Genomic DNA, 25,138 nt, shown 5'->3' with positions numbered 1-25,138 from the left:
CATCGGCAGATCGGGGCCGGCCTGTTAGAATGCGCGGCCATTCCCCCGCGAAAAATCGACCCGCATGTCCCGACTCAATCCCCGGCAGCAGGAAGCCGTGAACTATGTCGGCGGCCCGCTCCTGGTGCTCGCCGGTGCCGGCTCCGGCAAGACCAGCGTGATCACCCGCAAGATCGCCTACCTCGTCCAGCAGTGCGGCGTCCGCGCGCAATACATCGTCGCCGTGACCTTCACCAACAAGGCCGCCCGCGAGATGAAGGCCCGCGTCGGCACCCTGCTGCACGGCGCCGAAGGTCGTGGGCTGACGGTGTCCACCTTCCACAACCTGGGCTTGAACATCATCCGCAAGGAACATGCGCGGCTGGGCTACAAGCCGGGCTTCTCGATCTTCGACGAGACGGACATCAAGGCGCTGCTGACGGACATCATGCAGAAGGAGTACGCCGGGGACGATGGCGCCGATGAGGTGAAAAACTACATCGGCTCCTGGAAGAACGACCTGATCCTGCCCGAGGAGGCGCTGGCCAACGCGCGCAACCCCAAGGAGCAGACGGCAGCGGTGGTCTACCTGCACTACCAGCGCACCCTCAAGGCCTACAACGCGGTCGACTTCGACGACCTGATCCTGCTGCCGGTGAAGCTGTTCCAGGAGAACCCGGACATCCTCGAAAAATGGCAGCAGCGCGTGCGCTACATGCTGGTGGATGAATACCAGGACACCAACGCCAGCCAGTACCTGCTGGTGAAGATGCTGGTGCAGCACCGCGCGCAGTTCACCGTGGTGGGCGACGACGACCAGTCGATCTACGCCTGGCGGGGTGCGCGGCCGGAGAACCTGATGCAGCTGAAGGAGGACTTCCCCTCGCTGAAGGTGGTGATGCTGGAGCAGAACTACCGCTCCACCAGCCGCATCCTCAAGTGCGCCAACGTGCTGATCGCCAACAACCCCCACGTGTTCGAGAAGCAACTGTGGAGCGAGATGGGCGTCGGTGACCCGATCCGGGTTATCCGCTGCCGCAACGAGGACGCCGAGGCCGAGCGCATTGCCATGGAGATCCTCACGCTGCACCTGAAGACCGAGCGGCCCTACAGCCAGTTCGCCATCCTCTACCGCGGCAACCACCAGGCCAAGCTGATGGAGCTGAAGCTGCAGCACCACCAGGTCCCCTATCGGTTGTCGGGCGGCACCAGCTTCTTCGGCCGCCAGGAAGTGAAGGACCTGATGTCCTACTTCCGCCTGCTGGTGAACCCGGACGACGACAACGCCTTCCTCCGGGTGATCAACGTGCCGCGCCGCGAGATCGGCTCCACTACCCTGGAGAAGCTCGGCAACTACGCCACCGAGCGCAAGATCTCGATGTACGCCGCCGCCGACGAGATCGGCCTCGGCGAGCACCTGGACAGCCGTTACACCGAGCGCCTGCAGCGCTTCAAGCGCTTCATGGACAAGGTCCGCCAGGACTGCGCGCAGACCGACCCCATCGCCGCCCTGCGCAGCATGGTAATGGACATCGACTACGAGAACTGGATCCGCCAGAACGCCTCCAGCGACAAGGTCGCCGAGTTCCGCATGGGCAACGTCTGGTTCCTCATCGACGCCCTGAAGAACACCCTGGAGCGCGACGAAGAAGGCGAGATGACCATCGAGGAAGCCATCGCCAAGCTGGTGCTGCGCGACATGCTCGAGCGCCAGCAGGAAGAGGAGGAGGGCGCTGACGGCGTGCAGATGATGACCCTGCACGCATCCAAGGGCCTGGAATTCCCCTACGTGTTCATCATGGGCGTTGAGGAAGACATCCTGCCGCACCGCTCCAGCATCGAGGCCGACACCATCGAGGAGGAGCGCCGGCTGGCCTATGTCGGCATCACCCGTGCCCGGCAGAACCTGGCCATGACCTTCGCCGCCAAGCGCAAGCAGTACGGCGAGATCATCGATTGCTCGCCGAGCCGCTTCCTCGACGAACTGCCCCAGGAAGACCTGCAATGGGAAGGCATGGAAGACACGCCGGTGGAGGTCAAGGCGGTGCGCGGCAACACCGCGCTGGCGGACATCCGCGCCATGCTCAAGAAGCCCTGAGGCCGGCGGCCAACGGGCAACCGGGGGTCGCGGTGCGACCTGTCAGAAGGGCATCGCGCGATGCCCCCGCGCCGAGGTAGAATGCCGCGCTTCATCAGCGACAGCAGCTTCGCAGGAAGCCCCTCCCGTGAACATTCTCAAAGAAAAGATCCTCTCCGAAGGCATCGTGCTTTCCGACCAGGTGCTGAAGGTAGACGCCTTCCTCAACCACCAGATCGACCCGCAGCTCATGAAGCACATCGGCCATGAATTCGCCGAACGCTTCCGTGGCCAGGGCATCACCAAGATCGTCACCATCGAAGCCTCGGGCATCGCCCCGGCGGTGATGGCCGGCCTTGAGCTGGGCATCCCGGTGATCTTCGCCCGCAAGTTCCAGTCGCTGACGCTGAAGAACGACCTGCTGATCTCCAAGGTGTTCTCCTTCACCAAGCAGACCGAGAGCACCATCGCCATCTCCGCCAAGCACCTGACGGCATCCGACCACGTGCTGGTGATCGATGACTTCCTCGCCAACGGCCACGCCGCCAAGGCGCTGATCGACCTGATCGGCCAGGCGGGCGCGAGCATCGCCGGCATGGGCATCGTCATCGAGAAGTCCTTCCAGGAAGGCCGCACCCTGCTGGAAAGCGAAGGCTACCGGGTCGAGTCCCTGGCGCGGGTCCAATCCCTGGCCAACGGCACCGTGACCTTTATCGATTGAGTGCCCGGCGCTGCGACAATAAGCCGCAGCAGCCAGACACGAAAAAGCCGCCCGAGGGCGGCTTTTTCGTTGATGCCGGGTCCCTGTTACAGGCCGGACATCTTCTTGATGGTCGCTTTCAGCTCATCATCGGTGCAGTCGGCGCAGGTGCCTTTCGGCGGCATTGCGTTGATACCGGTGATGGCCTTGGCCAGGATGCCGTCGAGGCCGCCCTGGTGGTCGGCACGCTCTTTCCAGGCGGCGGTGTCGCCGATCTTCGGAGCGCCGAGAACGCCGGCGGTGTGGCAGGCGCCACAGTGCTTGGCGATGATGTCGTCCGGCGTCTTGGCGCCGCCGCCTGCGGAGGCTGCTACAGCTTCCACACCCTTGCACTCCTGGCCCTGGACACAGACTTCGCCTACCGGCTTGATACGCTCGGCGATGGCGTCATCGGTCGCGGCCTGGGCGCTAACAGCCCAAAGGGCCAATACGGCAACATGCGCTGCCAGCATCTTATTTATCAGGTTCACCCTTACACCCTCATCCTGGCTAGTGACGCCCGCGGCCACGGTTTCGCGGGCGGGCGCCAGTATAACGGTTAGCCCGCCATGCTGAAACAACCCTACTTGTCGCACGACTAAAGCATGAGCGCCTTGCGACCAGAGGCTGATCAGCCCGATACCTTCGCCCTCTCGACCGCACGCACATAGGTGCCGAAGACGTGGTCCCAGAGCGGCGAGGAAACCCCGAAGTTCTTCTCCACGCCCTTCTGGTGGTGCAGGTCATGGTTGAACACCAGCCCAGGGATGAAACGGTAGAACCAATGCCCGGGGCGGTGCATCACGTAGTGCAGCGAGATATAGAGAAAGTAGCCGGCAACCAGCCCGGCGAACAGCGAAGCCAGACCCAGGTAGGCACACAACGGCAGCAGCAGCGCATAGACCGCACTGGTCTTCCAGCTGGAGATGCCGATGAACGCCAGCACGTCGAGATGGTGGGTCCAGTGTTCACGGCGATACAGCGAGTGGAACAGGAAGCGATGCACCCCGTACTCGATGAGCGACCAGAGCAACAGGCCGGCCAGCAGTTGCCAGGGCAGGATCGGGCCGACGAACAGGGCGATGAGGATGAATAGCGGAGCGGTGAAGAAGTCCAGGTAATAGGCGAGCGAGGACATCAACCATTTGTTCGAGGCAGCCACGGGACCTTCCTTGTCATGCGCCGTTGCGCTGGGCACGGCCTTGAGTGGATGAGCACGCCGCCTTTGCGGCGACGCGTGCGCAAACCTAGCATGCCGGCGCCGGTCCGATGACCGGCTCGGGTGAAGACCGCGCAGTGGCTCACGAAGCCACGCGCCGGAGGCTGGAACGGACTAGAAGTTGGCCGGCGTGGTCGCGCTGATCAGGCGGGCCGGAACGTCGAAGGGATTGCTGAAACGGTGCGGCTTGCTGCTTTCGAAGTAGTAGCTGTCGCCCGGTTCGAGGATGAACAGCTCGTTGCCGACGGTGAGCTCGAGGCGGCCCTCCACCAGCATCCCGGCCTCTTCGCCCTCATGGGCGTACATCTCGTCACCGGTGTTGGTGCCCGGCGGGTAGGTTTCGTCGAGGAAGGCGATCGCGCGGCTCGGATGGGCCTTGCCCACCAGCTTCATGGTGATCGCACCACTGCAGATATCGGTAAGTTCGGAAGCCCGGTAGACCACCTGAGTCTGGTTGTCCTGTTCCAGATCGAGGGAAAAGAATTCCACCAGCGACATGGGGATGCCCCCGAGCACCTTCTTCAGCGAACTGATGGAGGGGCTGACGCTGTTTTTTTCGATCATGGAAATCGTGCTGTTTGTTACGCCTGCACGTTTGGCGAGTTCACGCTGGGAGAGGCCTTTGAGCTTGCGGATGGATTGCAGTCGAACACCGACGTCCAATGGTGGGATCCTCCTTGGGATTCTTGTTGAGGGGGGTGGTCACGGTGGCCGTATGATGCGGCCAGCGTTCAGTATTTACAACACTTCGGCCGTAAATCCTGCGCAAACTTTCACCACCCCGGAAAACCCCGAGGAAAATCAATTATTTGAACCATCATCAGCTGCGTAGATGGCTCTTTCAGAGCCGCTTCAGCGGTAGATCAACGGCACCCGGCGCAGGTTGCAGAAGATCTGGTAGGGAATGGTGCCGGCCTGGATGGCGACATCGCTGGCCAGGACCTGGCCACCCCAGAACTCGACCCGGCTGCCGAGCCCGGCCTGGGGCAGGTCGGTGAGGTCGAGAGTGAGCATGTCCATGGACACTCGGCCAATCAGCCGCGACAGCTGCCCGTCGATGGCCACCGGGGTGCCGGTGGGCGCATGGCGGGGATAGCCGTCGGCATAACCCATGGCGACCACGCCGACGCGCGTCGGGCGCTCGGTGATGAAGCGCGCGCCGTAGCCGACCGGTTGGCCGGCGGGCAGTTCGCGCACGCTGATGACCTTGGACTCCAGGGTCATCACCGGCTTCAGGCGCGAGGCCAGCTCATGGGCCTGCTCGAAGGGCGTTGCGCCGTAGAGCATGATGCCGGGGCGCACCCAGTCGCTCGGCACCTGCGGCCAGCCGAGCACGGCGGGCGAGTTGCGCAGGCTGATCTCGGCGGCGAGGCCGGCACGGGCCTGCTCGAAGACCGCCACCTGCTCGGCGGCGCTGTCGCTGTCCAGTTCGTCGGCACGGGCGAAGTGGCTCATGAGCACGATCTTGCCGACCTTGCCGCTGGCCATCAGGCGCTGGTAACCGTCGCGGTATTCCGCCGGGTGCAGGCCCACGCGGTGCATGCCCGAATCCATCTTCAGCCACACCGTCAACGGGCGGCTCAGGCTGGCGCGCTCGATGGCCTCGAGTTGCCAGGTGGAATGCACCACGCACCAGAGGTCGTAGCGCTCGATCAGCGACAGCTCATCGGCTTCGAAGAAACCCTCCAGCAGCAGGATGGGGCCGACGATGCCGGCATCGCGCAGCTCCAGTGCTTCCTCTATGCAGGCCACGGCGAAACCGTCGGCTTCCGCCTGCAACGCCTGGGCGCACCGCACCGCGCCATGCCCGTAGGCATCCGCCTTGACCACGGCCAGTGCCTTGGCACCGGTGGTTTCGCGGGCGAGACGGTAGTTGTGGCGCAGCGCTTCGAGGTCGATCAGGGCACGGGCGGGACGCATGGCAAAGGCTTCTTCTGGTTATATGAAAAACCCGGCGCGGACGCCGGACAGAGCAAGGGTTCAGGGCAGGGCGGCGACCACGGTCATTTCCACCAGCACCTCGGGCGAGTACATCTTCGCCTCGACGCAGGCACGGGCCGGGGCAGCGCTCTTGGCGACCCAGGCGTCCCACACGGCGTTCATGCCGGCGTAGTCCGCGTCGATGTCCTTCAGGTAGATGGTCACCGAGAGGATGCGGCTCTTGTCGGTGCCGGCCTCGGCGAGCATGCGGTCGACGGCATCCAGGGTTTCGCGGGTCTGGCGCTCGATGCCCGGGTTCAGCCCTTCATCCAGCTGGCCCGCCAGGTAGACAGTGCCGTTGTGGATGACGATCTCGCTGTAGCGGGCTTCAGTGCGCAGGCGCTGTAGTGACATGTTTCTGGCTCTCCTTGGTGTTGCCATAACGGAAGATATCCAGGCCTTCGGCGCTGATCTGCGGACGCTTGCGCGCCATCAGGTCGGCGAGCAGGCGGCCGGAACCGCAGGCCATAGTCCAGCCAAGGGTACCGTGTCCGGTATTCAGGAACAGGTTGCGGAACGGGGTCGCGCCCACGATCGGCGTGCCGTCCGGGGTCGCCGGGCGCAGGCCGGTCCAGAACTCGGCGCGAGTCAGGTCGCCGCCCTGGGGGTAGAGGTCGGCGGTGATCATTTCCAGGGTTTCGCGGCGACGCGGGTTAAGCGACAGGTCGAAACCGGCGATCTCGGCCATGCCGCCCACGCGGATGCGGTCGTCGAAGCGGGTGATGGCGACCTTGTAGGTCTCGTCGAGGATGGTCGAGGCGGGCGCCATGTCCGGGTTGGTGATGGGCACGGTCAACGAGTAACCCTTGAGCGGGTACACCGGCGCCTTGATGCCCAGCGGTTTGAGCAGCTGCGGGCTGTAGCTGCCGAGGGCCAGCACGTAGCGGTCGGCGGTCTCCAGCTTGCCGTCGATCCACACGCCGTTGATGCGATCACCGGCGAAGTCCAGGCGCTGGATGTCCTGGCCAAAGCGGAATTCCACGCCCAGGCCACGGGCCATCTCGGCGAGGCGGGTGGTGAACATCTGGCAGTCGCCGGTCTGGTCGTTGGGCAGGCGCAGGGCGCCGGCCAGCTTGTCGGTGACCTTGGCCAGGGCCGGCTCGGCACGGGCGATGCCGGCACGGTCGAGCACTTCATAGGGCACGCCGGAGCTTTCCAGCACGGCGATGTCCTTGGCGGCGGCGTCGAGCTGGGCCTGGGTACGGAACAGCTGGGTGGTACCGAGCTGACGGCCTTCATAGGCGATGCCGGTTTCGGCACGGAGTTCGTCGAGGCAGTCGCGGCTGTACTCGGACAGGCGCACCATGCGCTCCTTGTTCACCGCGTAGCGGGCGGCGGTGCAGTTACGCAGCATCTGCGCCATCCACAGGTACTGGCCGATGTCGCCAGTGGCCTTGATGGCCAGGGGCGCGTGCTTCTGCAGCAGCCACTTGATGGCCTTCAGCGGCACGCCGGGAGCGGCCCAGGGCGAGGCATAGCCAGGGGAGACCTGGCCGGCGTTGGCGAAGGAGGTTTCCATGGCGACGGCGCTCTGCCGATCGACCACCACGACTTCGAAGCCTTCCCGGGCCAGATAGTAGGCACTCGCCGTACCGATCACACCGCTGCCCAGCACCATCACTCGCATGTCTGCCTCCAGCGCAAACGGGGGTAACCGCTGCGTTTGTTATTTTGAGCGTAGATGCCGCGCAGTATATGAAGAGCGCCCCAGTGATATTCACTATATAGCCAGCTATATTTGGCGATAATTCTTGGCCAATACGGCTTTTGCGGAGGGGCATCCACCATGCGTACCCAGCATCAATCGCGTCGTGAGTTAGACAAGATAGACCGGAATATTTTACGAATTCTCCAGGAGGACGGACGTATCTCCTTCACCGAGCTGGGCGAACGGGTCGGCCTCTCCACCACTCCCTGCACCGAACGCGTACGTCGCCTGGAGCGTGAGGGGATCATCATGGGCTACAACGCCCGGCTGAACCCGCAGCACCTCAAGGCGAGCCTGCTGGTGTTCGTCGAGATCAGCCTGGACTACAAGTCCGGCGATACGTTCGAGGACTTCCGCCGAGCCGTGCTGAAGCTGCCCCATGTACTCGAATGTCACCTGGTTTCCGGCGATTTCGACTACCTGGTTAAGGCGCGGATCAACGAAATGGCCTCCTACCGCAAGCTGCTCGGCGACATCCTGTTGAAGCTGCCGCACGTGCGCGAGTCGAAGTCCTACATCGTGATGGAAGAGGTCAAGGAATCCCTCAACCTGCCCATTCCCGAGTGAAGCCGGGGGCGCCGACGCCCCTGCCGATAGTTGCCTGCGAGGCACAGGGATTTTTCCTGGACGCCCCTTGGCGGTTGGCGTGCTTCGTGCTTATCCTCCGTCAAATTTTCCAAACATAATAATCAGGATTCCGCACATGAACGCCCGCGTTCGCCATCCGGTCCACAGCGACCAGCACGCCCCCTCCTACTACGCCGCGACCGCCAATCGTCGTATCGAACATCCGCCGCTGGCGGGCGAGGAGGTGGCCGACGTCTGCGTCGTCGGCGGTGGCTTCTCCGGGCTGAACACGGCCATCGAACTGGCCAAGCGTGGCTTCTCGGTGGTGCTGCTGGAGGCGCACAAGGTGGGCTGGGGTGCCAGCGGGCGCAACGGCGGCCAGCTGATCCGCGGCGTCGGCCACGATGTCGAGCACTTCGAATCGGTGGTGGGCAAGGACGGCGTCCGCGCCCTCAAGCTGATGGGCCTGGAGGCGGTGGAGCTGGTGCGCCAGCGGGTGGAAGAGTTCGCCATCGACTGCGACCTGACCTGGGGCTATTGCGACCTGGCCAACACCGCCCGTGACCTCGCCGGCTTCGCCGAAGACCTGGAAGACCTGAAGAGCCTCGGCTACCGCCATGAAATGCGCCTGCTGCAACCGGGCGAGATGCGCAGCGTGGTGGGCTCCGATCGCTACGCCGGCGGCCTGATCGACATGGGTTCCGGCCACCTGCACCCGCTCAACCTGGCCCTGGGCGAAGCCGCCGCCGCCAGCTCGCTGGGCGTGCGCATCTTCGAGCACTCGGCGGTACTGCGCATCGATTACGGCCCGGAAGTGAAGGTGCACACCGCCCAGGGCCAGGTCCGCGCGAAGACCCTGGTGCTCGGCTGCAACGCCTACCTCAACGACCTCAACCCCACACTCGGCGGCAAGGTGCTGCCGGCGGGCAGCTACGTCATCGCCACCGAGCAACTGCCCGAGGCACTCACCCGGCAGTTGCTGCCGCAGAACATGGCGGTGTGCGACCAGCGCGTGGCCCTGGACTACTACCGTCTTTCCGCCGACAACCGCCTGCTGTTCGGCGGCGCCTGCCACTATTCCGGCCGCGACCCCGCGGACATCGCCGCCTATATGCGGCCGAAGATGCTGGACGTCTTCCCCCAGCTGGCCGATGTGCGCATCGACTACCAGTGGGGCGGGATGATCGGTATCGGTGCCAACCGCCTGCCGCAGATCGGCCGCCTGCCGGACCAGCCCAACGTCTACTTCGCCCAGGCCTACTCGGGCCACGGGGTCAACGCCACCCACCTGGCGGGCAAGCTGCTGGCCGAAGCTATCAGCGGCGAGCAGAGCAACGGTTTCGACGTGTTCGCCAAAGTGCCGCACATCACCTTCCCCGGCGGCAAGCTGCTGCGCTCACCCTTGCTGGCTCTCGGCATGCTCTGGTACCGGATCAAGGAAAACGTCGGCAACAGCCTGGCGAAATGACCCTCGCCCCGCGCCACACGCGGGCTGCCTGAATCTTCCGGCTGCGCTGGCGTCTGAGCTCAAGGACCCGGCGAGTCGGAGGCCGACGTGCGCATTCCCCTGCTATTCATCTGCCTGCTGGCCGCACTCGGCGGCTGCGCCAGCCCGCCCCCGGCCCCCCCGAGCCAGGCGATCGCCGCTGCAGCGTCGCCCTTCGGCCAGCGCCTGCAGGCACTGGCGGCCGCGCACCCGGGGCAATCCGGCTTCCGCCTGCTGCCCGCCAGCAACGAGGCGTACAGCGCCCGCGCCGAGCTGATCCGCTCGGCCCGCAGCAGCCTCGACCTGCAGTACTACATCGTCCATGACGGCCTCTCCACCCGTGCCCTGTTCGACGAACTGCTACGCGCCGCCGACCGCGGCGTGCGTGTGCGCCTGCTGCTCGACGACACCAGCAGCGACGGCCGCGACGCCAGCATCGCGCTGCTGACCGCACACCCGAATATCCAGGTGCGGCTGTTCAACCCCCTGCACCTCGGCCGCGTCACCGGCGTCACGCGGACCCTCGGCAGGGCGCTGGACCTGGGCCAGCAGCACCGGCGCATGCACAACAAGCTGTGGCTGGCCGACAACGCGGCGGCTATCGTCGGCGGGCGCAACCTGGGGGATGAATACTTCGACGCCGAGCCCAGCCTCCACTTCACCGACATCGACCTGCTGGCCATCGGCCCGGTGGCGGAACAGCTGGGGCAGAGCTTCGACCAGTACTGGAACAGCGCGCTGAGCAAGCCCATCCAGCAGTTCCTCTGGCGCCAGCCGCAACGCCAGGAGCTGGACGAGGCGCGCCAGCGCCTGCGGGGCTACCTGGCCGAAGCGCGAGTACAGCAGAAGACCCTGTACGACCGGCTGCATACCTACCGCGACGACCCGCGACTCGACCTCTGGCTGCGCGAACTGATCTGGGCACCGGCCAGCGCCCTGTGGGACGCGCCGAGCAAGGTCCTGGCCAGTGGCACACCCGACCCGCACTTGCTCCTGGCCAACCAGTTGCAGCCGGTGCTGGCCGGGGTGAAGCAGGACCTGGTGCTGATCTCGGCCTACTTCGTGCCCGCCCGGGAGGGCATGGACTACCTCGTCGGCAAGGCCGACGCCGGCGTCGACATCCGCCTGCTGACCAACGCCCTGGAGGCCACCGACGTGCCCGCCGTGCATGGCGGCTACGCGCCCTATCGCCAGCGGCTGCTGGAGCATGGCGTCCGCTTGTTCGAGCTGCGTCGCCAGGCCGGGGATGGCGCCGGCAGCGGCGAGTACAGTTTCAGCGGCTCTTCCAACTCCAGCCTGCACAGCAAGGCGATGATCCTCGACCAGCGCCACGCCTTCATCGGCTCCTTCAACTTCGACCCGCGCTCGGTGCTGTGGAACACCGAGGTCGGTGTGCTGATCGACAGCCCGGAACTGAGCGCACACCTGCGCCGCCTGGCCCTGGAGGGCATGAGCCCCGGGCGCAGCTACCAGGTGCGCCTGCGGCCGGACGGCGGCATGGAGTGGATGACGGAGGAGGGCGGCCGCCAGCAGGTACTGCGGCAGGAGCCGGGTAGCCTGTGGCGGCATTTCAATGCCTGGTTCGCCGAGCGCGTGGGCCTGGAGCGGATGCTCTGAATCAGGGGTTGCCGGTCACGGCCGGCTCGCCACCCTCGTCGCCGAACAGCTCGCGGGTCCAGGCCAGCCAGACGAAGCCGGCTGCGCCGATGGCCATCATCAACGGCAGAGCATGGCCGCTGATCCACTGGCTGGCAGCGCCGGTGACCAGTGGGCCGATCAGGCAACCGATACCCCAGAGCTGCGCGACGTGGGCATTGGCGCGGACCAGTTCATCATCCCGATAGCGCTCGCCGATAAGGATCAGCGCCAGGGTGAAGAGCCCGCCCGCGCTGGCACCGAATATCACCCAGATCGGCCAGATCAGCGGCGTGTGCAGGAACAGGGGAATACTCAGGCTGGACAGCAGCAGAGCCAGCCCGCAGCCGCGGAACAGCGTACGTCGCGACATGTGGTCCGCCAGCAGGCCGATGGGCAGCTGCAAGGCGGCATCGCCGACCACCACCACGCTGGCCATCAGCAACGCCACTTCCTGGTTGAAGCCCTGGCGCAGGCCGTAGATGGGCAGCAGGGTCAGCATCATCGCCTCGAAGGCGGCGAACAGCACCACCGCCCAGGCGATGGTCGGCAACCGCGCACAGAAGGTCAGCAGGCCGCGCCCCGAGGCGCTGTGGGCGTCCACGCTGGGCGCGCCGGTGCGCCCCAGCAGCAACAGCGAGCCGCCCACCAGCAGGCCGGTGCCGGTCCAAAAACCGAGGTCGTTGCCGGTACCCAGCACGCTGAGCAGCAGCGGCCCGGACAGCTGGCTCAGGGCGTAGCCGGTGCCATACAACGCCACCAGGCGCCCGCGCCACTTTTCCACGGCCAACTGGTTGATCCAGCTCTCGCCGAGGATGAACACCACCGTCAGCGCCACACCGATGAACAGGCGCAGGGCCAGCCAGATGGGGTAGCTCTGCACCAGCGCCAGCATCGCCACCGAAACGGCACTGACCAGCAGGCACAGCTGCATCAGGGGAGTGGTGCCGAAGCGCGCGGCGAGGCGCCCGGCCAGGGAAGCGCCGAGCAGCACGCCCACCGCCGGGGTGCCGGCCATCACGCCGATGGCGAAGGCGTCATAGCCCCAGCTTTCCAGGCGCAACGAGACCAGGGGCATGGTCACGCCCAGCGCGAGCCCGATGCTGATCACCGCGCCACAGACGGCGAAGTAGGTCCCCCAACGCATGGCGGTGTCCTCCATTCCATGGGCCAGCATCCCGGGGGATTCTGGCAGGCAGAAAAGCAAAAGCGGCCGGGCTCCTGTGAAGGAAACCCGGCCGCAGGTGTGGCTCCAGGGGAGCCGGCCTCCCGAAGGAAGGCGGACCTTGTCAGGCGGTCATGCCGCCCTTATTCAGAGCTTGATCCAGGTGGATTTCAGCTCGGTGTACTTGTCGAACGCGTGGAGCGACTTGTCGCGGCCGTTGCCCGACTGCTTGAAGCCGCCGAAGGGCGCGGTCATGTCGCCACCGTCGTACTGGTTGACCCAGACGCTACCGGCGCGCAGCGCCTTGGCGGTCAGGTGGGCCTTGGACAGGTTGCTGGTCCAGACCGCGGCGGCCAGGCCGTAGACGGTGTCGTTGGCGATGGCGATGGCATCCGCCACGTCGTCGAAGGCGATGACCGAAAGCACCGGGCCGAAGATCTCTTCCTTGGCGATGCGCATGGCGTTGTCCACGCCGTCGAAGATGGTCGGCTCGACGTAGGTGCCGCCGGTCTCTTCCATCACGCGCTTGCCGCCGGCCACCAGCTTGGCGCCGTCGTCATGGCCGGCCTGGATGTAGGACAGCACGTTGTTCATCTGGGTGGTGTCGACCAGCGCACCGACGTTGGTTTCCGGGTCCAGCGGGTTGCCCGGCTTCCAGGTCTTGATCGCCGCGACCACCATCGGCACGAATTTGTCCTTGATCGAACGCTCCACCAGCAGGCGCGAGCCAGCGGTGCAGACCTCGCCCTGGTTGAAGGCGATGGCGCCCGCGGCGGCCTCGGCGGCGGCCTGCAGGTCAGGCGCGTCGGCGAAGACGATGTTCGGGCTCTTGCCGCCGGCTTCCAGCCAGACGCGCTTCATGTTGGATTCGCCGGCATAGATCATCAGTTGCTTGGCGATCTTGGTGGAGCCGGTGAACACCAGGGTGTCGACGTCCATGTGCAGGGCCAGGGCCTTGCCCACGGTGTGGCCGAAACCCGGCAGCACGTTGAACACGCCGGCGGGGATGCCGGCCTCGATGGCCAGCTGGGCGATGCGGATAGCGGTCAGCGGCGACTTCTCGGACGGCTTGAGCACCACCGAGTTGCCGGTGGACAGCGCCGGGCCGAGCTTCCAGCAGGTCATCAGCAGCGGGAAGTTCCAGGGCACGATGGCGGCGACCACGCCCACCGGCTCGCGGGTCACCAGGCCCAGTTCGTTGTGCGGGGTGGCCGCGACTTCGTCGTAGATCTTGTCGATGGCCTCGCCGCTCCAACGGATGGCGCGGGAAGCGCTGGAGACGTCGATGTTCAGCGAGTCGCTGATCGGCTTGCCCATGTCCAGGGTTTCCAGCAGCGCCAGCTCTTCGCCATGTGCGTCGATCAGGTCGGCGAAGCGGATCATCACTTCCTTGCGCGCGGTGGGCGCGAGGCGCGACCAGACACCGGACTCGAAGACGGCGCGGGCATCCTTCACCGCCAGCTCGGCATCGGCCAGGTCACAGCTGGCGACCTGACCCAGCACGCGCCCATCCACCGGGCTGATGCAGTCGAAGGTCGCGCCGGAAACGGCGTGGGTGTACTCGCCATGGACGAAGGCACGGGTTTCGATCTGCAGGGACTTGGCGCGCTGTTCCCAGTCGGCACGAGTCAGGGTGGTCATGGGGCATTCCTCTTATTAGTAGAAAAGTGCCGGATCCTGGCTCCGGCACTGTCAAGAATTCTGCAAGGCCAGCATGCGGCCGAACCTGATCGCAACCCTAAACCAGAGGGCCCTGGGTTTTCAATATTTTTGACAAAATTCCAGCAAACGCCCTTGTCATGTTCGTTTTATTAAACATAGACTGCGGATCGGATCGCCCGGGCGTTTTCCCTCCCTCCCACGGGCATAGGGGAAGCCGCCGACAACTGGGCAGAATAAAAAACAGGTCCGCCGGGCGCGGACCACCCGCCAGCTGCAACGGAACCGCCATGAACATCGAATCCATCGTCGACTTCGCCAACAGCCCAGCCGCCGCCGAGCGCTACCGCCCAGCCCCCGAGAAAGTCCTCAAGGGCGACCCGGAGCAGAGCGTGCGCAACCACTACGGCAGCCCCTGCGGGCAGTTCAACGTGGGCATCTGGGAAGGCGCAGTCGGCCACTGGACCGTCAGCTACACCGAACACGAATACTGCGAGATCCTCCAGGGCGTTTCCGTCCTGCGTGACGCCGACGGCAACGCCAAGACCGTTCGCGCCGGCGATCGCTTCGTCATTCCCGCCGGCTTCTCCGGCACCTGGGAAGTGCTCGAGGCCTGCCGCAAGGTCTACGTGATCTTCGAACAGAGCAAATGATCCACCGCTTCACCTCCAGAAGCTCGTAATCCCCTTGAGCCCGCGAAAGCGGGCTTTTTTATGGGCGCGGCACAGGCCGGACGACAAATCGCGGGCATGAAAAAGCCCGCCATGTAGGCGGGCTTCTTCGACAAGGGCCGGATCAATTACTTGATCTTGGCTTCCTTGTAGATCACGTGCTTACGCACGACCGGATCGAATTTCTTGATTTCGATCTTGTCGGGAGTAGTGCGCTTGTTCTTGTCGGTGGTGTAGAAGTGGCCGGTACCGGCGCTGGACACCAAACGGATCAGTTCACGCATGATTAGCTCCTTATACCTTCTCGCCGCGAGCACGCAGCTCGGACAGGACTACGTCGATACCACGCTTGTCGATGATGCGCATGCCCTTGGCGGAAACGCGCAGACGCACGAAGCGCTTCTCGGACTCGACCCAGAAGCGGTGGTGCTGCAGGTTCGGCAGGAAACGACGACGGGTTTTGTTGTTAGCGTGGGAAACGTTGTTCCCGGTAACCGGACCCTTACCGGTTACTTGACAGACTCTAGACATGCCTCAGCCCTCTAAACCTCATGCCCAACCCGGCATGGGTTGGCCGCTTGAACTCTCACTTGTGGGCGTTTTAGCGCCCGTCTCGTCAGGGTCTTACCGGCCACACACAGACTGCGAAAGACCGGGCCCCTAGAAAAGAGCGCTGCTTTATATCAGAAACCCCCTAGTGCAGCAAGGACTGCACCACTTTGCCGAAAGCGGTGCCCAACCGCGAGGGGCCTGCAACCGCAGCGACGCGGGCTGCGCAGAAAACAACCGCTCGTCGCCAAAAGCGCATTGCCCCGCTCCTGGCCATGGTCTAGCGTAGGGCCTCCGCCCGCCGCCACCGGCCAGGGCCACCGCAAATGGAGCCTGCCCATGCGATTCGCCGCCCTTCCCCTGCTGCTCGCCCCGCTGTTCGCCCAGGCGGCCAGCCTAAGCGTCTGCACCGAGGCCAGCCCCGAAGGCTTCGACGTGGTGCAGTACAACTCGCTGACCACCACCAACGCATCCGCCGATGTGCTGATGAACCGCCTGGTGGAGTTCGATGCCCAGCGCGGCGAGCTGGTGCCCGGGCTGGCGCAGAGCTGGGAGGTCTCCCCCGACGGCCTGGCCTACACCTTCACCCTGCGCCCCGGCGTACGCTTCCACGCCACCGAGTACTTCAAGCCCGGCCGCGAACTGGATGCCGATGACGTGCTGTTCAGCTTCCAGCGCATGCTCGATGCGGCCAACCCCTGGCACAAGGTCGCCCAGAGTGGCTTCCCCCACGCCCAGTCGATGCAGCTGCCGCAACTGATCAAGTCCATCGACAAGGTCGCGCCACTGCAGGTGCGCTTCACCCTGAACAAGCCCGACGCCACCTTCCTCGCCACCCTGAGCATGGGCTTCGCCTCCATCTATTCGGCCGAATACGCCGAGCAGCTGATGAAGGCCGGCACGCCGGAGAAGCTCAACGCCCAGCCGATCGGCACCGGCCCCTTCGTCTTCAAGCGTTTCCAGAAGGACGCCGTGGTGCGCTACAGCGCCAACCCGGACTATTTCGCCGGCAAGCCGGCGGTGGACGGCCTGATCTTCGCCATCACGCCGGACGCCAATGTGCGCCTGCAGAAGCTGCGCCGCGGTGAATGCCAGATCGCCCTGTCGCCCAAGCCACTGGATGTCCAGGCCGCAAGCAAGGACGCCGCGCTCAAGGTGGTGCAGACACCGGCCTTCATGACCGCCTTCATCGGCATCAACAGCCAGCACCCGCCGCTGGACCAGGCCAAGGTGCGCCAGGCCATCAACCTGGCCTTCGACAAGCAGAGCTATCTCAAGGCCGTGTTCGAAGGCAGCGCGAGCGCCGCCAACGGCCCCTATCCGCCCAACACCTGGAGCTATGCCAAGGACCTGCCCGGCTACGCCCATGACCCGGAGAAGGCCCGCGCGCTGCTGGCGGAGGCCGGTTTCAAGGATGGTTTCAAGACCACGATCTGGACCCGTCCTTCCGGCAGCCTGCTGAACCCCAACCCCAGCCTCGGCGCCCAGTTGCTGCAGGCGGACCTGAGCAAGGTGGGCATCCAGGCCGAAATCCGCGTGATCGAATGGGGCGAGCTGATCCGCCGCGCCAAGGCCGGCGAGCATGATCTGCTGTTCATGGGCTGGGCCGGCGACAACGGCGACCCGGACAACTTCCTCACCCCGCAGTTTTCCTGCGCCTCGGTACAGTCTGGGCTCAACTTCGCACGCTATTGCGACGCCGAATTGGACAAGCTGATCAGCGACGGCAAGGGCCTCGCTGACCAGGCCGAACGCACGGCCCTCTATATAAAGGCGCAGCGCATCATCCAGGAACAGGCGCTGTGGCTGCCGCTGGCCCATCCCACCGCCTTCGCCCTGACCCGCGCCGGCGTCGAGGGCTACCAGGCCAATCCCTTCGGTCGCCAGGACTTTTCCCACGTCAGCGTGAAACCCTGATGGAGCTGAGCCAGCGCTACCTGCCGCAGTTCCAGTTCGTCGAGCGGCACCAGCTGCCACTGCGGGCAACGCCACGCCAGGCACTGGATGCGGTCGGCGAACTCGCCGTGCATGACGACCCGCTGGTGCGCACCCTGCTGCACATCCGCGAGGCACCGGCCCGCCTGGCCGGCGCGCTCGGGCTTAACAACAGCCTCAAGGGCCGCGCCACCTTTGGCCTGCACGAATTCACCCTGCTGGAACGGGACGCCGATCGCGCCCTGGCCTATGGGCTCATCGGGCGCTTCTGGCGCGGCGACTTCGGCCTGCAGCCGGTCAGCGACGCCGCCGCCTTCGACGCCTATGCCGAGCCCGGCGTCGCCAAGCTGGTTCTGAGCTTTCACTGCAGCTCCGGCGCGGATGGCCGCACGACCCTGCACACCGAAACCCGGGTCTATTGCCCGGACCGGCGCAGCCGCCTGCTGTTCACGCCCTACTGGCTGGCCATACGTCCGGCCAGCGGGCTGATCCGCCGGCGTTTGCTGGCCGCCATCCAGCGCCGGGTCGACGACACGCGCTAGAGCCAGCCGTACTCGGCCATCGACAACGGCTCGCCGTCCCCCACCACGAAGTGGTCGAGCACCCGCACCTCGACCAGTGCCAGGGCCTCCTGCAGACGCTGGGTCAGCAGGCGATCCGCCTGGCTGGGTTCGGCAACCCCGGAAGGGTGGTTGTGGGTGAGGATCAGCGCGGCCGCGTTGTGCGCCAGGGCCCGCTTGACCACCTGGCGCGGATAGACGCTGGCTCCGTCGATGGAGCCATGGAACAGCACCTCGAAGGCCAGCACCCGGTGCTTCGAGTCGAGGAACAGGCAACCGAACAGCTCATGGGGTTCATGGCGCAGCTGCGCCTTCAGGTAATCGCGCACCGTCTGCGGACTTTCCAACACCGAATTGCGGCGCAGCCCTTCGGCCAGGTGCCGACGCGACATCTCCAGCACCGCCTGCAACTGGGCGTATTTGGCCGGCCCGAGGCCGAGGCGGCTGCAGAAGGAATCGATGTCCGCTTCCAGCAGCAGGCGCAGGCCACCGAAGTCGTTGAGCAGATGGCGGGCGAGGTCCACCGCGCTCTGCCCGGCCACCCCGATACGCAGGAATATGGCGAGGAGTTCGGCGTCGGTGAGGGCCGCCGCGCCCTGCTCTAGAAGCTTCTCCCGCGGCCGCTCCGCCGCAGGCCAGTGACGAATGCTCATGGCACCTCCGTGGTTGAGCGCACCGCTGTTCCCATGCGGTCGCTGTGCTATCTTAATCCACCTTTTTTGCGCGGCGATTGGCCTGGGGAGGCGTCGTCGCCGCTGCGCAATCTAAACATCCATAAGGCAGGCCTATGCAGCGGCTCTATCGGAAACGCATCGTACTGGGCGTGGGCGGCGGCATTGCGGCCTACAAGAGCGCGGAGCTGGTTCGCCGCCTGCGCGACCAGGGCGCGGAAGTACGGGTCGTGATGACCCATGGCGGGCGCGAATTCATCACCCCGCTGACCCTACAGGCCCTTTCCGGCCACCCGGTGCACCTCGACCTGCTCGACACCGCTGCCGAAGCGGCCATGGGTCATATCGAGCTGGCACGCTGGGCCGACCTGGTGCTCATCGCCCCTGCCACCGCCGACCTCATGGCCCGCCTGACCCAAGGCGTGGCCGACGACCTGCTGACCACCCTGGTGCTGGCCACCGACGCACCGGTTGCCCTGGCTCCGGCGATGAACCAGGCCATGTGGCGCGACCCGGCGACCCAGGCCAACGCCGAAGCCCTCGCCAAGCGTGGCCTGCACCTGTTCGGGCCGGCATCCGGCAGCCAGGCCTGTGGCGACGTCGGCCTCGGCCGTATGCTCGAACCCGACCAGCTCGCCCAGCTGGCCGCCGACCTGTTCCAGCACAAGGCCCTGACCGGCCGCCACGTGCTGATCACCGCCGGCCCGACCCAGGAAAACATCGACCCGGTGCGCTACATCACCAACCACAGCTCCGGGAAGATGGGCTTCGCCCTCGCCGAAGCCGCGGTGGAGGCGGGCGCCAAGGTCACCCTGATCACCGGCCCCGTGCACCTGCCGACGCCGGACCGGGTCAACCGCATCGATGTGGTCAGTGCCCGCGACATGCTCGCAGCCTGCGAAGCGGCGATGCCCTGCGACCTGCTGATCGCCGCGGCCGCCGTGGCCGACTACCGCCCGGAAGTGGTGGCGGCGCACAAAATGAAGAAGGACCCCACCAGCGGCGAAGGCCTGCTGCTGCAACTGGTGCGCAACCCGGATATCCTCGCGACCCTCGCCGGGCGCGCCGATCGCCCCTTCAGCGTCGGCTTCGCCGCCGAGACCGAGAATCTGCTCGAGTACGCCTCGCGCAAGCTCAAGGACAAGAACCTCGACCTGATCGTCGCCAACGATGTGGCCAACCCCAGCATCGGCTTCAACAGCGAGGAAAACGCGATCACCATCATCGATCGCGCGCTGCACCAGAACAGCTTCGCCCAGACCAGCAAGGGCAAGATCGCCCGCCAGCTGATCGCCTTCATCGCCGATCGCCTCAACCAGGCCTGAGACCTCATGCACTCATTGCAAGCCAAGATCCTCGACCCCCGCATCGGCCGCGACTTCCCGCTGCCCCAGTACGCCACGCCGGGCTCCGCCGGCCTCGACCTGCGCGCCATGCTCAAGGAAGACCTGACCCTGGAACCGGGCCAGACCGTGCTGATCCCCACCGGCCTGTCCATCTACATCGCCGACCCGGGCCTCGCCGCGCTGATCCTTCCGCGCTCGGGCCTGGGCCACAAGCACGGCATCGTGCTGGGCAACCTGGTCGGCCTGATCGACTCCGACTACCAGGGCGAGCTGATGGTCTCCTGCTGGAACCGTGGCCAGAGCGCCTTCACCATCGCCATCGGCGAGCGCATCGCTCAGCTAGTCTTGGTGCCAGTCGTGCAGGCGCACTTCGAGCTGGTCGACGAGTTCGACGAGAGCCAGCGCGGCGCGGGCGGCTTCGGGCACTCCGGCAGCCACTGATCCGGAACGACTTCAGGATGATCCGCGGGGGAGACCTTCAGTGAAACTCTTCAAGCGCAGCGCCAAGGATGCCGACACCGAGATCCTGGCCAGCCCTGCCGAAAAGAACAAACCGGTCCGTGACAAGGGCCTGGGCGACCTGCTGCCCGGCGCCATCGCTGCGGCACTGGGCGTGGCCGCCGCCGGCGTGCTGCTCTGGGCCGCACTGATCAACGGCGCCCAGCAGACCCAACGCAACCAGCTCAGCCAGGCCTGGGGTGAAAGCCAGGCCAGCGCCCTGCGCCAGGCCCTGGCGCAACTGGTCGCCGACACCGCCGCCGCCGCCCGCAACCCGGCGCTGGCCGAAGCGCTCAACAGCGCCGACACCGCCCAGGTGCAGGCGGCCGAGCGCGGCCTCGGCTACTGGAACGCCGTGGTCGACGCCCACCTCAACCTGCCCGGCCAGGCCCAGCAGAACAGCCAGCGCGCGGCACCGATGAACTTCGCCGCCCTGGACATGCTGCGCCGTGTCGAGGCCGGCCAGAAACCCGCGCCGGAAGCCTACCGGGTCGGCCAGCGCTGGCTGGTCTACAGCGCCGCACCGCTGCGCCTGACCGACAGTTCGCCGATCCAGGGCACCCTGCTGCTGGTGGTCGACCTCGACCGCCTGCTCGGCGCCCTCGCACCGCTGCCCGACGGTGTCGGCCAGCTGCAGTTCACCCAGCAGTTCGGCAACGCCCCGGCCCAGACCCTGACCCTGCGTGGCGCCCAGGCCGAAGGCGTACCCATCGCCCTGAACACCGGCAACCCCAACTGGAAACTGTCGTTCATTCCCGGCCCGCAACTGAGCGATTCGGGCATGTCCCCCATCCTGCTGGCGGTGGCCGCGCTCCTGGCCCTGGCCGGCGCCCTGATTGGCTTGTATCTGCTGCGTGGCGGCTTCAATCGCAAGCTGCATGCAGATGTGATCCAGCTCAACCAACTGGTGCAAGAACTCTCCAGCGGCAAAAGCGTCAAAGCCTTCAGTCTGCGCCTGTCGGCGCTTGACGCCCTGGCCCAGTCGCTCACCCGGCAGTCACGGCGCAAGCCGGAGCCGGCGGCGGGCAGCGCTAACGGCGATCGGCAACCCGGCCCGGCGGTTACCCCTGCCCCGGCCAAGATGATCGAGCCACCCGTGTTGGCCGATCCGCTTTTCCAAGATACCGACATCCTCGATATCGACATCCTCGACGAAGACCAGGACCTCCTGGGATTGGAGCAAGCCCCCGTCATGAGCACCCCGCAAGCCGCACCCAACCTGCCCGCCAGCATCTTCCGCGCCTACGACATCCGTGGCGTGGTCGGCGACACCCTGACCGCCGAAACCGCCTACTGGGTAGGCCGTGCCATTGGCTCCGAAAGCCTCGCCCGCGGCGAGCCCGCCGTATCGGTCGGCCGTGACGGCCGCCTGTCCGGCCCCGAACTGGTGCAGGCATTGATCCAGGGCCTGCTGGACTGCGGCTGCCAGGTCACCGACGTCGGCATGGTGCCGACCCCGGTGCTCTACTACGCCGCCAACGTGCTGGCCGGCAAATCCGGCGTGATGCTCACCGGCAGCCACAACCCGCCGGACTACAACGGCTTCAAGATCGTCGTCGCCGGCGAGACCCTGGCCAACGAGCAGATCACCGCACTGCACACCCGCATCAAGGAAAACGACCTGGCCAGCGGCGTCGGCAGTGTCGAGCAGGTCGAGATCCTCGACCGCTACTTCAAGCAGATCCGCGACGACATCGCCATGGCCAAGCCCATGAAGGTGGTGGTGGACTGCGGCAACGGCGTGGCCGGCGTGATCGCCCCGCAACTGATCGAAGCCCTGGGCTGCACCGTCATCCCGCTCTATTGCGACGTGGACGGCACCTTCCCCAACCACCACCCGGACCCGGGCAAGCCCGAGAACCTGGTCGACCTGATCGCCAAGGTGAAGGAAGAGAAGGCCGACCTGGGCCTGGCCTTCGACGGCGACGGCGACCGCGTCGGCGTGGTGACCAACCAGGGCACCATCATCTACCCCGACCGCCTACTGATGCTCTTCGCCAAGGACGTGGTTTCGCGCAACCCGGGCGCCGACATCATCTTCGACGTCAAATGCACCCGCCGCCTGACCGCCCTCATCAGTGGCTACGGCGGCCGCCCGGTGATGTGGAAGACCGGCCATTCGCTGATCAAGAAAAAGATGAAGGAAACCGGCGCACTGCTGGCCGGCGAGATGAGCGGCCACATCTTCTTCAAGGAGCGCTGGTTCGGCTTCGACGACGGCATCTACAGTGCCGCCCGCCTGCTGGAGATCCTCAGCCAGGACAAGCGCGACGCCGAGCACGTGTTCTCCGCCTTCCCCAGCGACATCTCGACGCCGGAGATCAACATCACCGTTACCGACGAGAACAAGTTCCGCCTGATCGAGCGCCTGCAGCGCGACGGCACCTGGGGCGACGCCAACCTCACCACCCTGGACGGCGTGCGCGTCGACTATCCCAAGGGCTGGGGCCTGGTGCGCGCCTCCAACACCACGCCGGTGCTGGTACTGCGCTTCGAAGCGGACACCGAGGAGGAGCTCGAGCGCATCAAGGAAGTGTTCCGCGCCCAGCTCTACACCGTAGCCCCCGATATCAACCTGCCGTTCTGATCCACCGGAGCCCTGCATGACCCTCAGCCGTGACGCCGCATCCCAAGTCGCCCAGGTCCTGTCCGAAGCGTTGCCGTACATTCGCCGCTTCGTCGGCAAGACCCTGGTCGTGAAATACGGCGGCAACGCCATGGAAAGCGACGAGCTGAAAGCCGGCTTCGCCCGCGACATGGTCCTGATGAAGGCCGTGGGCATCAACCCGGTGGTCGTGCACGGCGGCGGGCCGCAGATCGGCGATCTGCTCAAGCGCCTGTCCATCGAGAGCCACTTCATCGACGGCATGCGCGTCACCGACGCGCAAACCATGGACGTGGTGGAAATGGTCCTCGGCGGCCAGGTGAACAAGGACATCGTCAACCTGATCAACCGCCATGGCGGCAGCGCCATCGGCCTGACCGGCAAGGACGCGGAGCTGATCCGCGCCAAGAAGCTCACCGTCAGCCGCAAGACGCCGGAGATGACCCAGCCGGAAATCATCGACATCGGCCACGTGGGCGAGGTCACCGGGGTCAATATCGAGCTGCTGAACATGCTGGTGAAGGGCAACTTCATCCCGGTCATCGCCCCCATCGGCGTTGGCCCGGAAGGCGAGTCCTACAACATCAACGCCGACCTGGTGGCCGGCAAGGTGGCGGAAGCGCTGAAAGCCGAGAAGCTGATGCTGCTGACCAACATCGCCGGTCTGATGGACAAGCAGGGCCAGGTGCTCACCGGGCTCTCCACCGAGCAGGTCAACGAGCTGATCGCCGACGGCACCATCTACGGCGGCATGCTGCCGAAGATCCGCTGCGCCCTCGAAGCGGTGCAGGGGGGCGTGACCAGCGCGCACATCATCGATGGCCGCGTGCCCAACGCGGTGCTGCTGGAGATCTTCACCGACAGCGGCGTCGGCACCCTGATCAGCAACCGCAAGCGTCACTGAGCCTTCAGCAGGCCCAGGCGGTACCCGAATAAGCCGGAGCGATCCGGCTTATTCACATCCGCGATCCAGCCATACCGCTCTTGCCGGCCCGCCTCCTTGCGCAGAAGCTGACTGCTCACTGCAAGGAGCACGAGATGGCCGCAACCCCCTCCCTGAACGACTTCACCTTCTTCATGCCGCTGCGCGTGCGCTGGGCCGAAGTGGATCCGCAAGGCATCGTCTTCAACGGCCACTACCTGACCTACGCCGACGTCGGCATCACCGAGTACTTCCGCGCCCTGGGCGTGCGCTACCCGGAGGACCTGGCGCAGGACGGTGGCGACTTCTTCGCCGTGCGCACGCTGCTGGAATACCTGGCCCCGGCGCGCTTCGACGATGAGCTTTCCATCGGCGTAAGGGTAGGGCGGCTGGGTGGCTCGAGCCTCACCTTCAATATCGGCATCTGGCACGGCGAAGCGGCGCTGACGGCAGGCGAGATCGTTTACGTCCACGCGGATGGTGCGAGCCGCAGCAGCAAGCGGCTGCCGGACTGGCTGCGGGAGAAAGTCAGGGCATTCGAGCGGCACCCCGCCGAGGAATGAAGCTCAGCGCTGCAGCAGCTGGGCCAGGCGGGCGCGGTCGGCGGCGAAGCCGGCCTGGGCGTTCTTGCGATCCTGCTGGTAGCGGGCGATGTCCTGCTCCAGGCGCTGCTGCTCGGCACGCAGGTCGCTGATCTGCGCCACCAGATGCTCGGGAACCTGGCGGCCGGCACGCTCGTTGTCGGCGGCCTGGGCCTGCAGGTTGGCCTGCTGGGTACGCAGGGACTGCTGGTTGCCACGGGCGACGCTGATCACCCCGTCGAGCTCCGCCAGCTTGCGCTGCAGGGCACGGTCGACGTCTTCGACGCTGGTGTACAGGCGCAGCAACTGGGCGTCGGAGCCGGCACGGGCCTTCTCTTCCTGCATGCGCTTGCGCTCTTCCAGGGTGGGCGCCGGCGGTACCGTCTTGGTCACCCGGCCCTGGTCGTTGAGGACTTCGTAGCCCTTGTCGATGTACTGCGAGGGCACGCCAAGGCGATCGAGCACAATCACGCCCTTGTCATTGGTGTAGCGATAGAGCTCGGCTTGCGCCAGAGCAGGCATCAGCACACCCATGAGCAAGGCAAAACGGACTGCACCCGATTTCGGCATGAAGACACCCTGTCGT

25 protein-coding genes are annotated in these 25,138 nt (G+C 65.8%); 13 read left to right on the top strand and 12 right to left on the bottom strand.

Translation table 11 applies throughout. The features are described 5' to 3' along the window. Positions 1-64: 64 nt before the first annotated feature. A complete protein-coding gene (gene rep, locus ACXI0U_RS24635) occupies positions 65-2,077 on the top strand; it encodes a DNA helicase Rep (protein WP_031287533.1) in 2,013 nt (670 codons plus the stop codon). A gap of 127 nt (positions 2,078-2,204) precedes the next feature. Continuing rightward, positions 2,205-2,777 (top strand): xanthine phosphoribosyltransferase, encoded by a 573-nt coding sequence (locus tag ACXI0U_RS24630; protein ID WP_021218946.1) that lies wholly within the window; start codon positions 2,205-2,207, stop codon positions 2,775-2,777. Positions 2,778-2,863: 86 nt separating this feature from the next. Here ACXI0U_RS24630 and ACXI0U_RS24625 read toward each other — a convergent pair whose 3' ends face one another. The 6 genes from ACXI0U_RS24625 to dadA all read right to left on the bottom strand — a co-directional run bounded on the left by ACXI0U_RS24625 (position 2,864) and on the right by dadA (position 7,621). Beyond that, a complete protein-coding gene (locus ACXI0U_RS24625) occupies positions 2,864-3,286 on the bottom strand; it encodes a c-type cytochrome (RefSeq protein ID WP_263400337.1) in 423 nt (140 codons plus the stop codon). Between the two features lie 140 nt (positions 3,287-3,426). Then, on the bottom strand, positions 3,427-3,957 hold the full coding sequence (locus ACXI0U_RS24620; RefSeq protein ID WP_031287531.1) for a sterol desaturase family protein: 531 nt from the start codon (positions 3,955-3,957) through the stop codon (positions 3,427-3,429). Positions 3,958-4,128: 171 nt separating this feature from the next. After that, positions 4,129-4,677: a cupin domain-containing protein gene (locus ACXI0U_RS24615; protein ID WP_021218943.1), complete on the bottom strand. Its 549-nt coding sequence runs from the start codon at positions 4,675-4,677 to the stop codon at positions 4,129-4,131. A gap of 189 nt (positions 4,678-4,866) precedes the next feature. Then, on the bottom strand, positions 4,867-5,934 hold the full coding sequence (alr, locus tag ACXI0U_RS24610; protein WP_431483097.1) for an alanine racemase: 1,068 nt from the start codon (positions 5,932-5,934) through the stop codon (positions 4,867-4,869). A gap of 60 nt (positions 5,935-5,994) precedes the next feature. Beyond that, on the bottom strand, positions 5,995-6,348 hold the full coding sequence (locus ACXI0U_RS24605; RefSeq protein WP_431483096.1) for a RidA family protein: 354 nt from the start codon (positions 6,346-6,348) through the stop codon (positions 5,995-5,997). Next, positions 6,323-7,621 (bottom strand): D-amino acid dehydrogenase, encoded by a 1,299-nt coding sequence (gene dadA, locus ACXI0U_RS24600; protein WP_184488261.1) that lies wholly within the window; start codon positions 7,619-7,621, stop codon positions 6,323-6,325. Before dadA ends, ACXI0U_RS24605 begins: the two co-directional genes overlap by 26 nt. 159 nt (positions 7,622-7,780) lie before the next feature. On the opposite strand from dadA, the gene ACXI0U_RS24595 reads away from it, so the two are divergent. The 3 genes from ACXI0U_RS24595 (at position 7,781) to ACXI0U_RS24585 (ending at position 11,372) form a co-directional block, all read left to right on the top strand. After that, positions 7,781-8,269: a winged helix-turn-helix transcriptional regulator gene (locus tag ACXI0U_RS24595; RefSeq protein WP_031287530.1), complete on the top strand. Its 489-nt coding sequence runs from the start codon at positions 7,781-7,783 to the stop codon at positions 8,267-8,269. Positions 8,270-8,405: 136 nt separating this feature from the next. After that, positions 8,406-9,737 (top strand): NAD(P)/FAD-dependent oxidoreductase, encoded by a 1,332-nt coding sequence (locus ACXI0U_RS24590; RefSeq protein ID WP_021218938.1) that lies wholly within the window; start codon positions 8,406-8,408, stop codon positions 9,735-9,737. 87 nt (positions 9,738-9,824) lie between these two features. Beyond that, positions 9,825-11,372, top strand: a complete 1,548-nt coding sequence (locus ACXI0U_RS24585) for a phospholipase D family protein (protein ID WP_021218937.1) — start codon at positions 9,825-9,827, stop codon at positions 11,370-11,372. 1 nt (position 11,373) lies between these two features. On the opposite strand, the gene ACXI0U_RS24580 is transcribed toward ACXI0U_RS24585, so the two are convergent. Further along, on the bottom strand, positions 11,374-12,537 hold the full coding sequence (locus ACXI0U_RS24580) for an MFS transporter (RefSeq protein ID WP_431483095.1): 1,164 nt from the start codon (positions 12,535-12,537) through the stop codon (positions 11,374-11,376). Positions 12,538-12,702: 165 nt separating this feature from the next. Next, positions 12,703-14,196, bottom strand: coding sequence for an aldehyde dehydrogenase (locus ACXI0U_RS24575; protein ID WP_350447429.1), 1,494 nt, complete (start codon positions 14,194-14,196; stop codon positions 12,703-12,705). A 308-nt stretch (positions 14,197-14,504) separates the two neighbouring features. On the opposite strand from ACXI0U_RS24575, the gene ACXI0U_RS24570 reads away from it, so the two are divergent. Beyond that, complete coding sequence (locus tag ACXI0U_RS24570) at positions 14,505-14,867, top strand: cupin domain-containing protein (protein WP_021218934.1); 363 nt, start codon at positions 14,505-14,507, stop codon at positions 14,865-14,867. 146 nt (positions 14,868-15,013) lie between these two features. Here ACXI0U_RS24570 and rpmG read toward each other — a convergent pair whose 3' ends face one another. Then, complete coding sequence (rpmG, locus tag ACXI0U_RS24565) at positions 15,014-15,169, bottom strand: 50S ribosomal protein L33 (protein ID WP_003457707.1); 156 nt, start codon at positions 15,167-15,169, stop codon at positions 15,014-15,016. A gap of 10 nt (positions 15,170-15,179) precedes the next feature. Continuing rightward, positions 15,180-15,416, bottom strand: a complete 237-nt coding sequence (rpmB, locus tag ACXI0U_RS24560) for a 50S ribosomal protein L28 (RefSeq protein ID WP_021702024.1) — start codon at positions 15,414-15,416, stop codon at positions 15,180-15,182. Positions 15,417-15,773: 357 nt separating this feature from the next. On the opposite strand from rpmB, the gene ACXI0U_RS24555 reads away from it, so the two are divergent. Next, the gene (locus ACXI0U_RS24555; RefSeq protein WP_479550944.1) at positions 15,774-17,351 is read left to right on the top strand and encodes an ABC transporter substrate-binding protein; all 1,578 of its coding nucleotides are present in this window, start codon (positions 15,774-15,776) and stop codon (positions 17,349-17,351) included. Continuing rightward, positions 17,351-17,911 (top strand): hypothetical protein, encoded by a 561-nt coding sequence (locus tag ACXI0U_RS24550; RefSeq protein ID WP_479550943.1) that lies wholly within the window; start codon positions 17,351-17,353, stop codon positions 17,909-17,911. The genes ACXI0U_RS24555 and ACXI0U_RS24550 overlap by 1 nt, the downstream gene beginning before the upstream one ends. Here ACXI0U_RS24550 and radC read toward each other — a convergent pair. After that, positions 17,908-18,582, bottom strand: a complete 675-nt coding sequence (gene radC / locus ACXI0U_RS24545; protein ID WP_021218927.1) for a RadC family protein — start codon at positions 18,580-18,582, stop codon at positions 17,908-17,910. The genes ACXI0U_RS24550 and radC overlap by 4 nt on opposite strands. 134 nt (positions 18,583-18,716) lie before the next feature. On the opposite strand from radC, the gene coaBC reads away from it, so the two are divergent. From coaBC to ACXI0U_RS24520, 5 genes are all read left to right on the top strand, one after another. Continuing rightward, positions 18,717-19,925, top strand: coding sequence for a bifunctional phosphopantothenoylcysteine decarboxylase/phosphopantothenate--cysteine ligase CoaBC (coaBC, locus tag ACXI0U_RS24540; protein WP_479550942.1), 1,209 nt, complete (start codon positions 18,717-18,719; stop codon positions 19,923-19,925). Positions 19,926-19,931: 6 nt separating this feature from the next. After that, positions 19,932-20,387, top strand: a complete 456-nt coding sequence (dut, locus tag ACXI0U_RS24535; protein WP_021218925.1) for a dUTP diphosphatase — start codon at positions 19,932-19,934, stop codon at positions 20,385-20,387. A 40-nt stretch (positions 20,388-20,427) separates the two neighbouring features. Then, complete coding sequence (locus ACXI0U_RS24530) at positions 20,428-23,031, top strand: phosphomannomutase/phosphoglucomutase (protein ID WP_479550941.1); 2,604 nt, start codon at positions 20,428-20,430, stop codon at positions 23,029-23,031. 16 nt (positions 23,032-23,047) lie between these two features. Further along, positions 23,048-23,953, top strand: a complete 906-nt coding sequence (gene argB / locus ACXI0U_RS24525) for an acetylglutamate kinase (RefSeq protein ID WP_021218923.1) — start codon at positions 23,048-23,050, stop codon at positions 23,951-23,953. 134 nt (positions 23,954-24,087) lie between these two features. Continuing rightward, on the top strand, positions 24,088-24,534 hold the full coding sequence (locus tag ACXI0U_RS24520; protein WP_479550940.1) for an acyl-CoA thioesterase: 447 nt from the start codon (positions 24,088-24,090) through the stop codon (positions 24,532-24,534). Between the two features lie 3 nt (positions 24,535-24,537). Here ACXI0U_RS24520 and ACXI0U_RS24515 read toward each other — a convergent pair whose 3' ends face one another. Further along, the gene (locus ACXI0U_RS24515) at positions 24,538-25,122 is read right to left on the bottom strand and encodes a hypothetical protein (RefSeq protein WP_043240978.1); all 585 of its coding nucleotides are present in this window, start codon (positions 25,120-25,122) and stop codon (positions 24,538-24,540) included. Positions 25,123-25,138: the final 16 nt, after the last annotated feature.

It is taken from the genome of Pseudomonas sp. C9D1 (assembly GCF_056491235.1).
Note: the sequence above shows the minus strand (reverse complement) of the source record. Positions and strands in the feature narration are given on the sequence as shown.

What these genes read in the sequence shown, in the direction of transcription:
- rpmB (WP_021702024.1), bottom strand. Translation starts at nt 15,416, where the DNA reads ATGTCTAGAGTCTGTCAAGTAACCGGTAAGGGTCCGGTTACCGGGAAC.
- rep (WP_031287533.1), top strand. Translation starts at nt 65, where the DNA reads ATGTCCCGACTCAATCCCCGGCAGCAGGAAGCCGTGAACTATGTCGGC.
- ACXI0U_RS24595 (WP_031287530.1), top strand. Translation starts at nt 7,781, where the DNA reads ATGCGTACCCAGCATCAATCGCGTCGTGAGTTAGACAAGATAGACCGG.
- ACXI0U_RS24555 (WP_479550944.1), top strand. Translation starts at nt 15,774, where the DNA reads ATGCGATTCGCCGCCCTTCCCCTGCTGCTCGCCCCGCTGTTCGCCCAG.
- dadA (WP_184488261.1), bottom strand. Translation starts at nt 7,621, where the DNA reads ATGCGAGTGATGGTGCTGGGCAGCGGTGTGATCGGTACGGCGAGTGCC.
- ACXI0U_RS24515 (WP_043240978.1), bottom strand. Translation starts at nt 25,122, where the DNA reads ATGCCGAAATCGGGTGCAGTCCGTTTTGCCTTGCTCATGGGTGTGCTG.
- ACXI0U_RS24520 (WP_479550940.1), top strand. Translation starts at nt 24,088, where the DNA reads ATGGCCGCAACCCCCTCCCTGAACGACTTCACCTTCTTCATGCCGCTG.
- radC (WP_021218927.1), bottom strand. Translation starts at nt 18,582, where the DNA reads ATGAGCATTCGTCACTGGCCTGCGGCGGAGCGGCCGCGGGAGAAGCTT.
- ACXI0U_RS24570 (WP_021218934.1), top strand. Translation starts at nt 14,505, where the DNA reads ATGAACATCGAATCCATCGTCGACTTCGCCAACAGCCCAGCCGCCGCC.
- ACXI0U_RS24605 (WP_431483096.1), bottom strand. Translation starts at nt 6,348, where the DNA reads ATGTCACTACAGCGCCTGCGCACTGAAGCCCGCTACAGCGAGATCGTC.
- ACXI0U_RS24590 (WP_021218938.1), top strand. Translation starts at nt 8,406, where the DNA reads ATGAACGCCCGCGTTCGCCATCCGGTCCACAGCGACCAGCACGCCCCC.
- coaBC (WP_479550942.1), top strand. Translation starts at nt 18,717, where the DNA reads ATGCAGCGGCTCTATCGGAAACGCATCGTACTGGGCGTGGGCGGCGGC.
- argB (WP_021218923.1), top strand. Translation starts at nt 23,048, where the DNA reads ATGACCCTCAGCCGTGACGCCGCATCCCAAGTCGCCCAGGTCCTGTCC.
- rpmG (WP_003457707.1), bottom strand. Translation starts at nt 15,169, where the DNA reads ATGCGTGAACTGATCCGTTTGGTGTCCAGCGCCGGTACCGGCCACTTC.
- ACXI0U_RS24580 (WP_431483095.1), bottom strand. Translation starts at nt 12,537, where the DNA reads ATGCGTTGGGGGACCTACTTCGCCGTCTGTGGCGCGGTGATCAGCATC.
- alr (WP_431483097.1), bottom strand. Translation starts at nt 5,934, where the DNA reads ATGCGTCCCGCCCGTGCCCTGATCGACCTCGAAGCGCTGCGCCACAAC.
- ACXI0U_RS24550 (WP_479550943.1), top strand. Translation starts at nt 17,351, where the DNA reads ATGGAGCTGAGCCAGCGCTACCTGCCGCAGTTCCAGTTCGTCGAGCGG.
- ACXI0U_RS24575 (WP_350447429.1), bottom strand. Translation starts at nt 14,196, where the DNA reads ATGACCACCCTGACTCGTGCCGACTGGGAACAGCGCGCCAAGTCCCTG.
- dut (WP_021218925.1), top strand. Translation starts at nt 19,932, where the DNA reads ATGCACTCATTGCAAGCCAAGATCCTCGACCCCCGCATCGGCCGCGAC.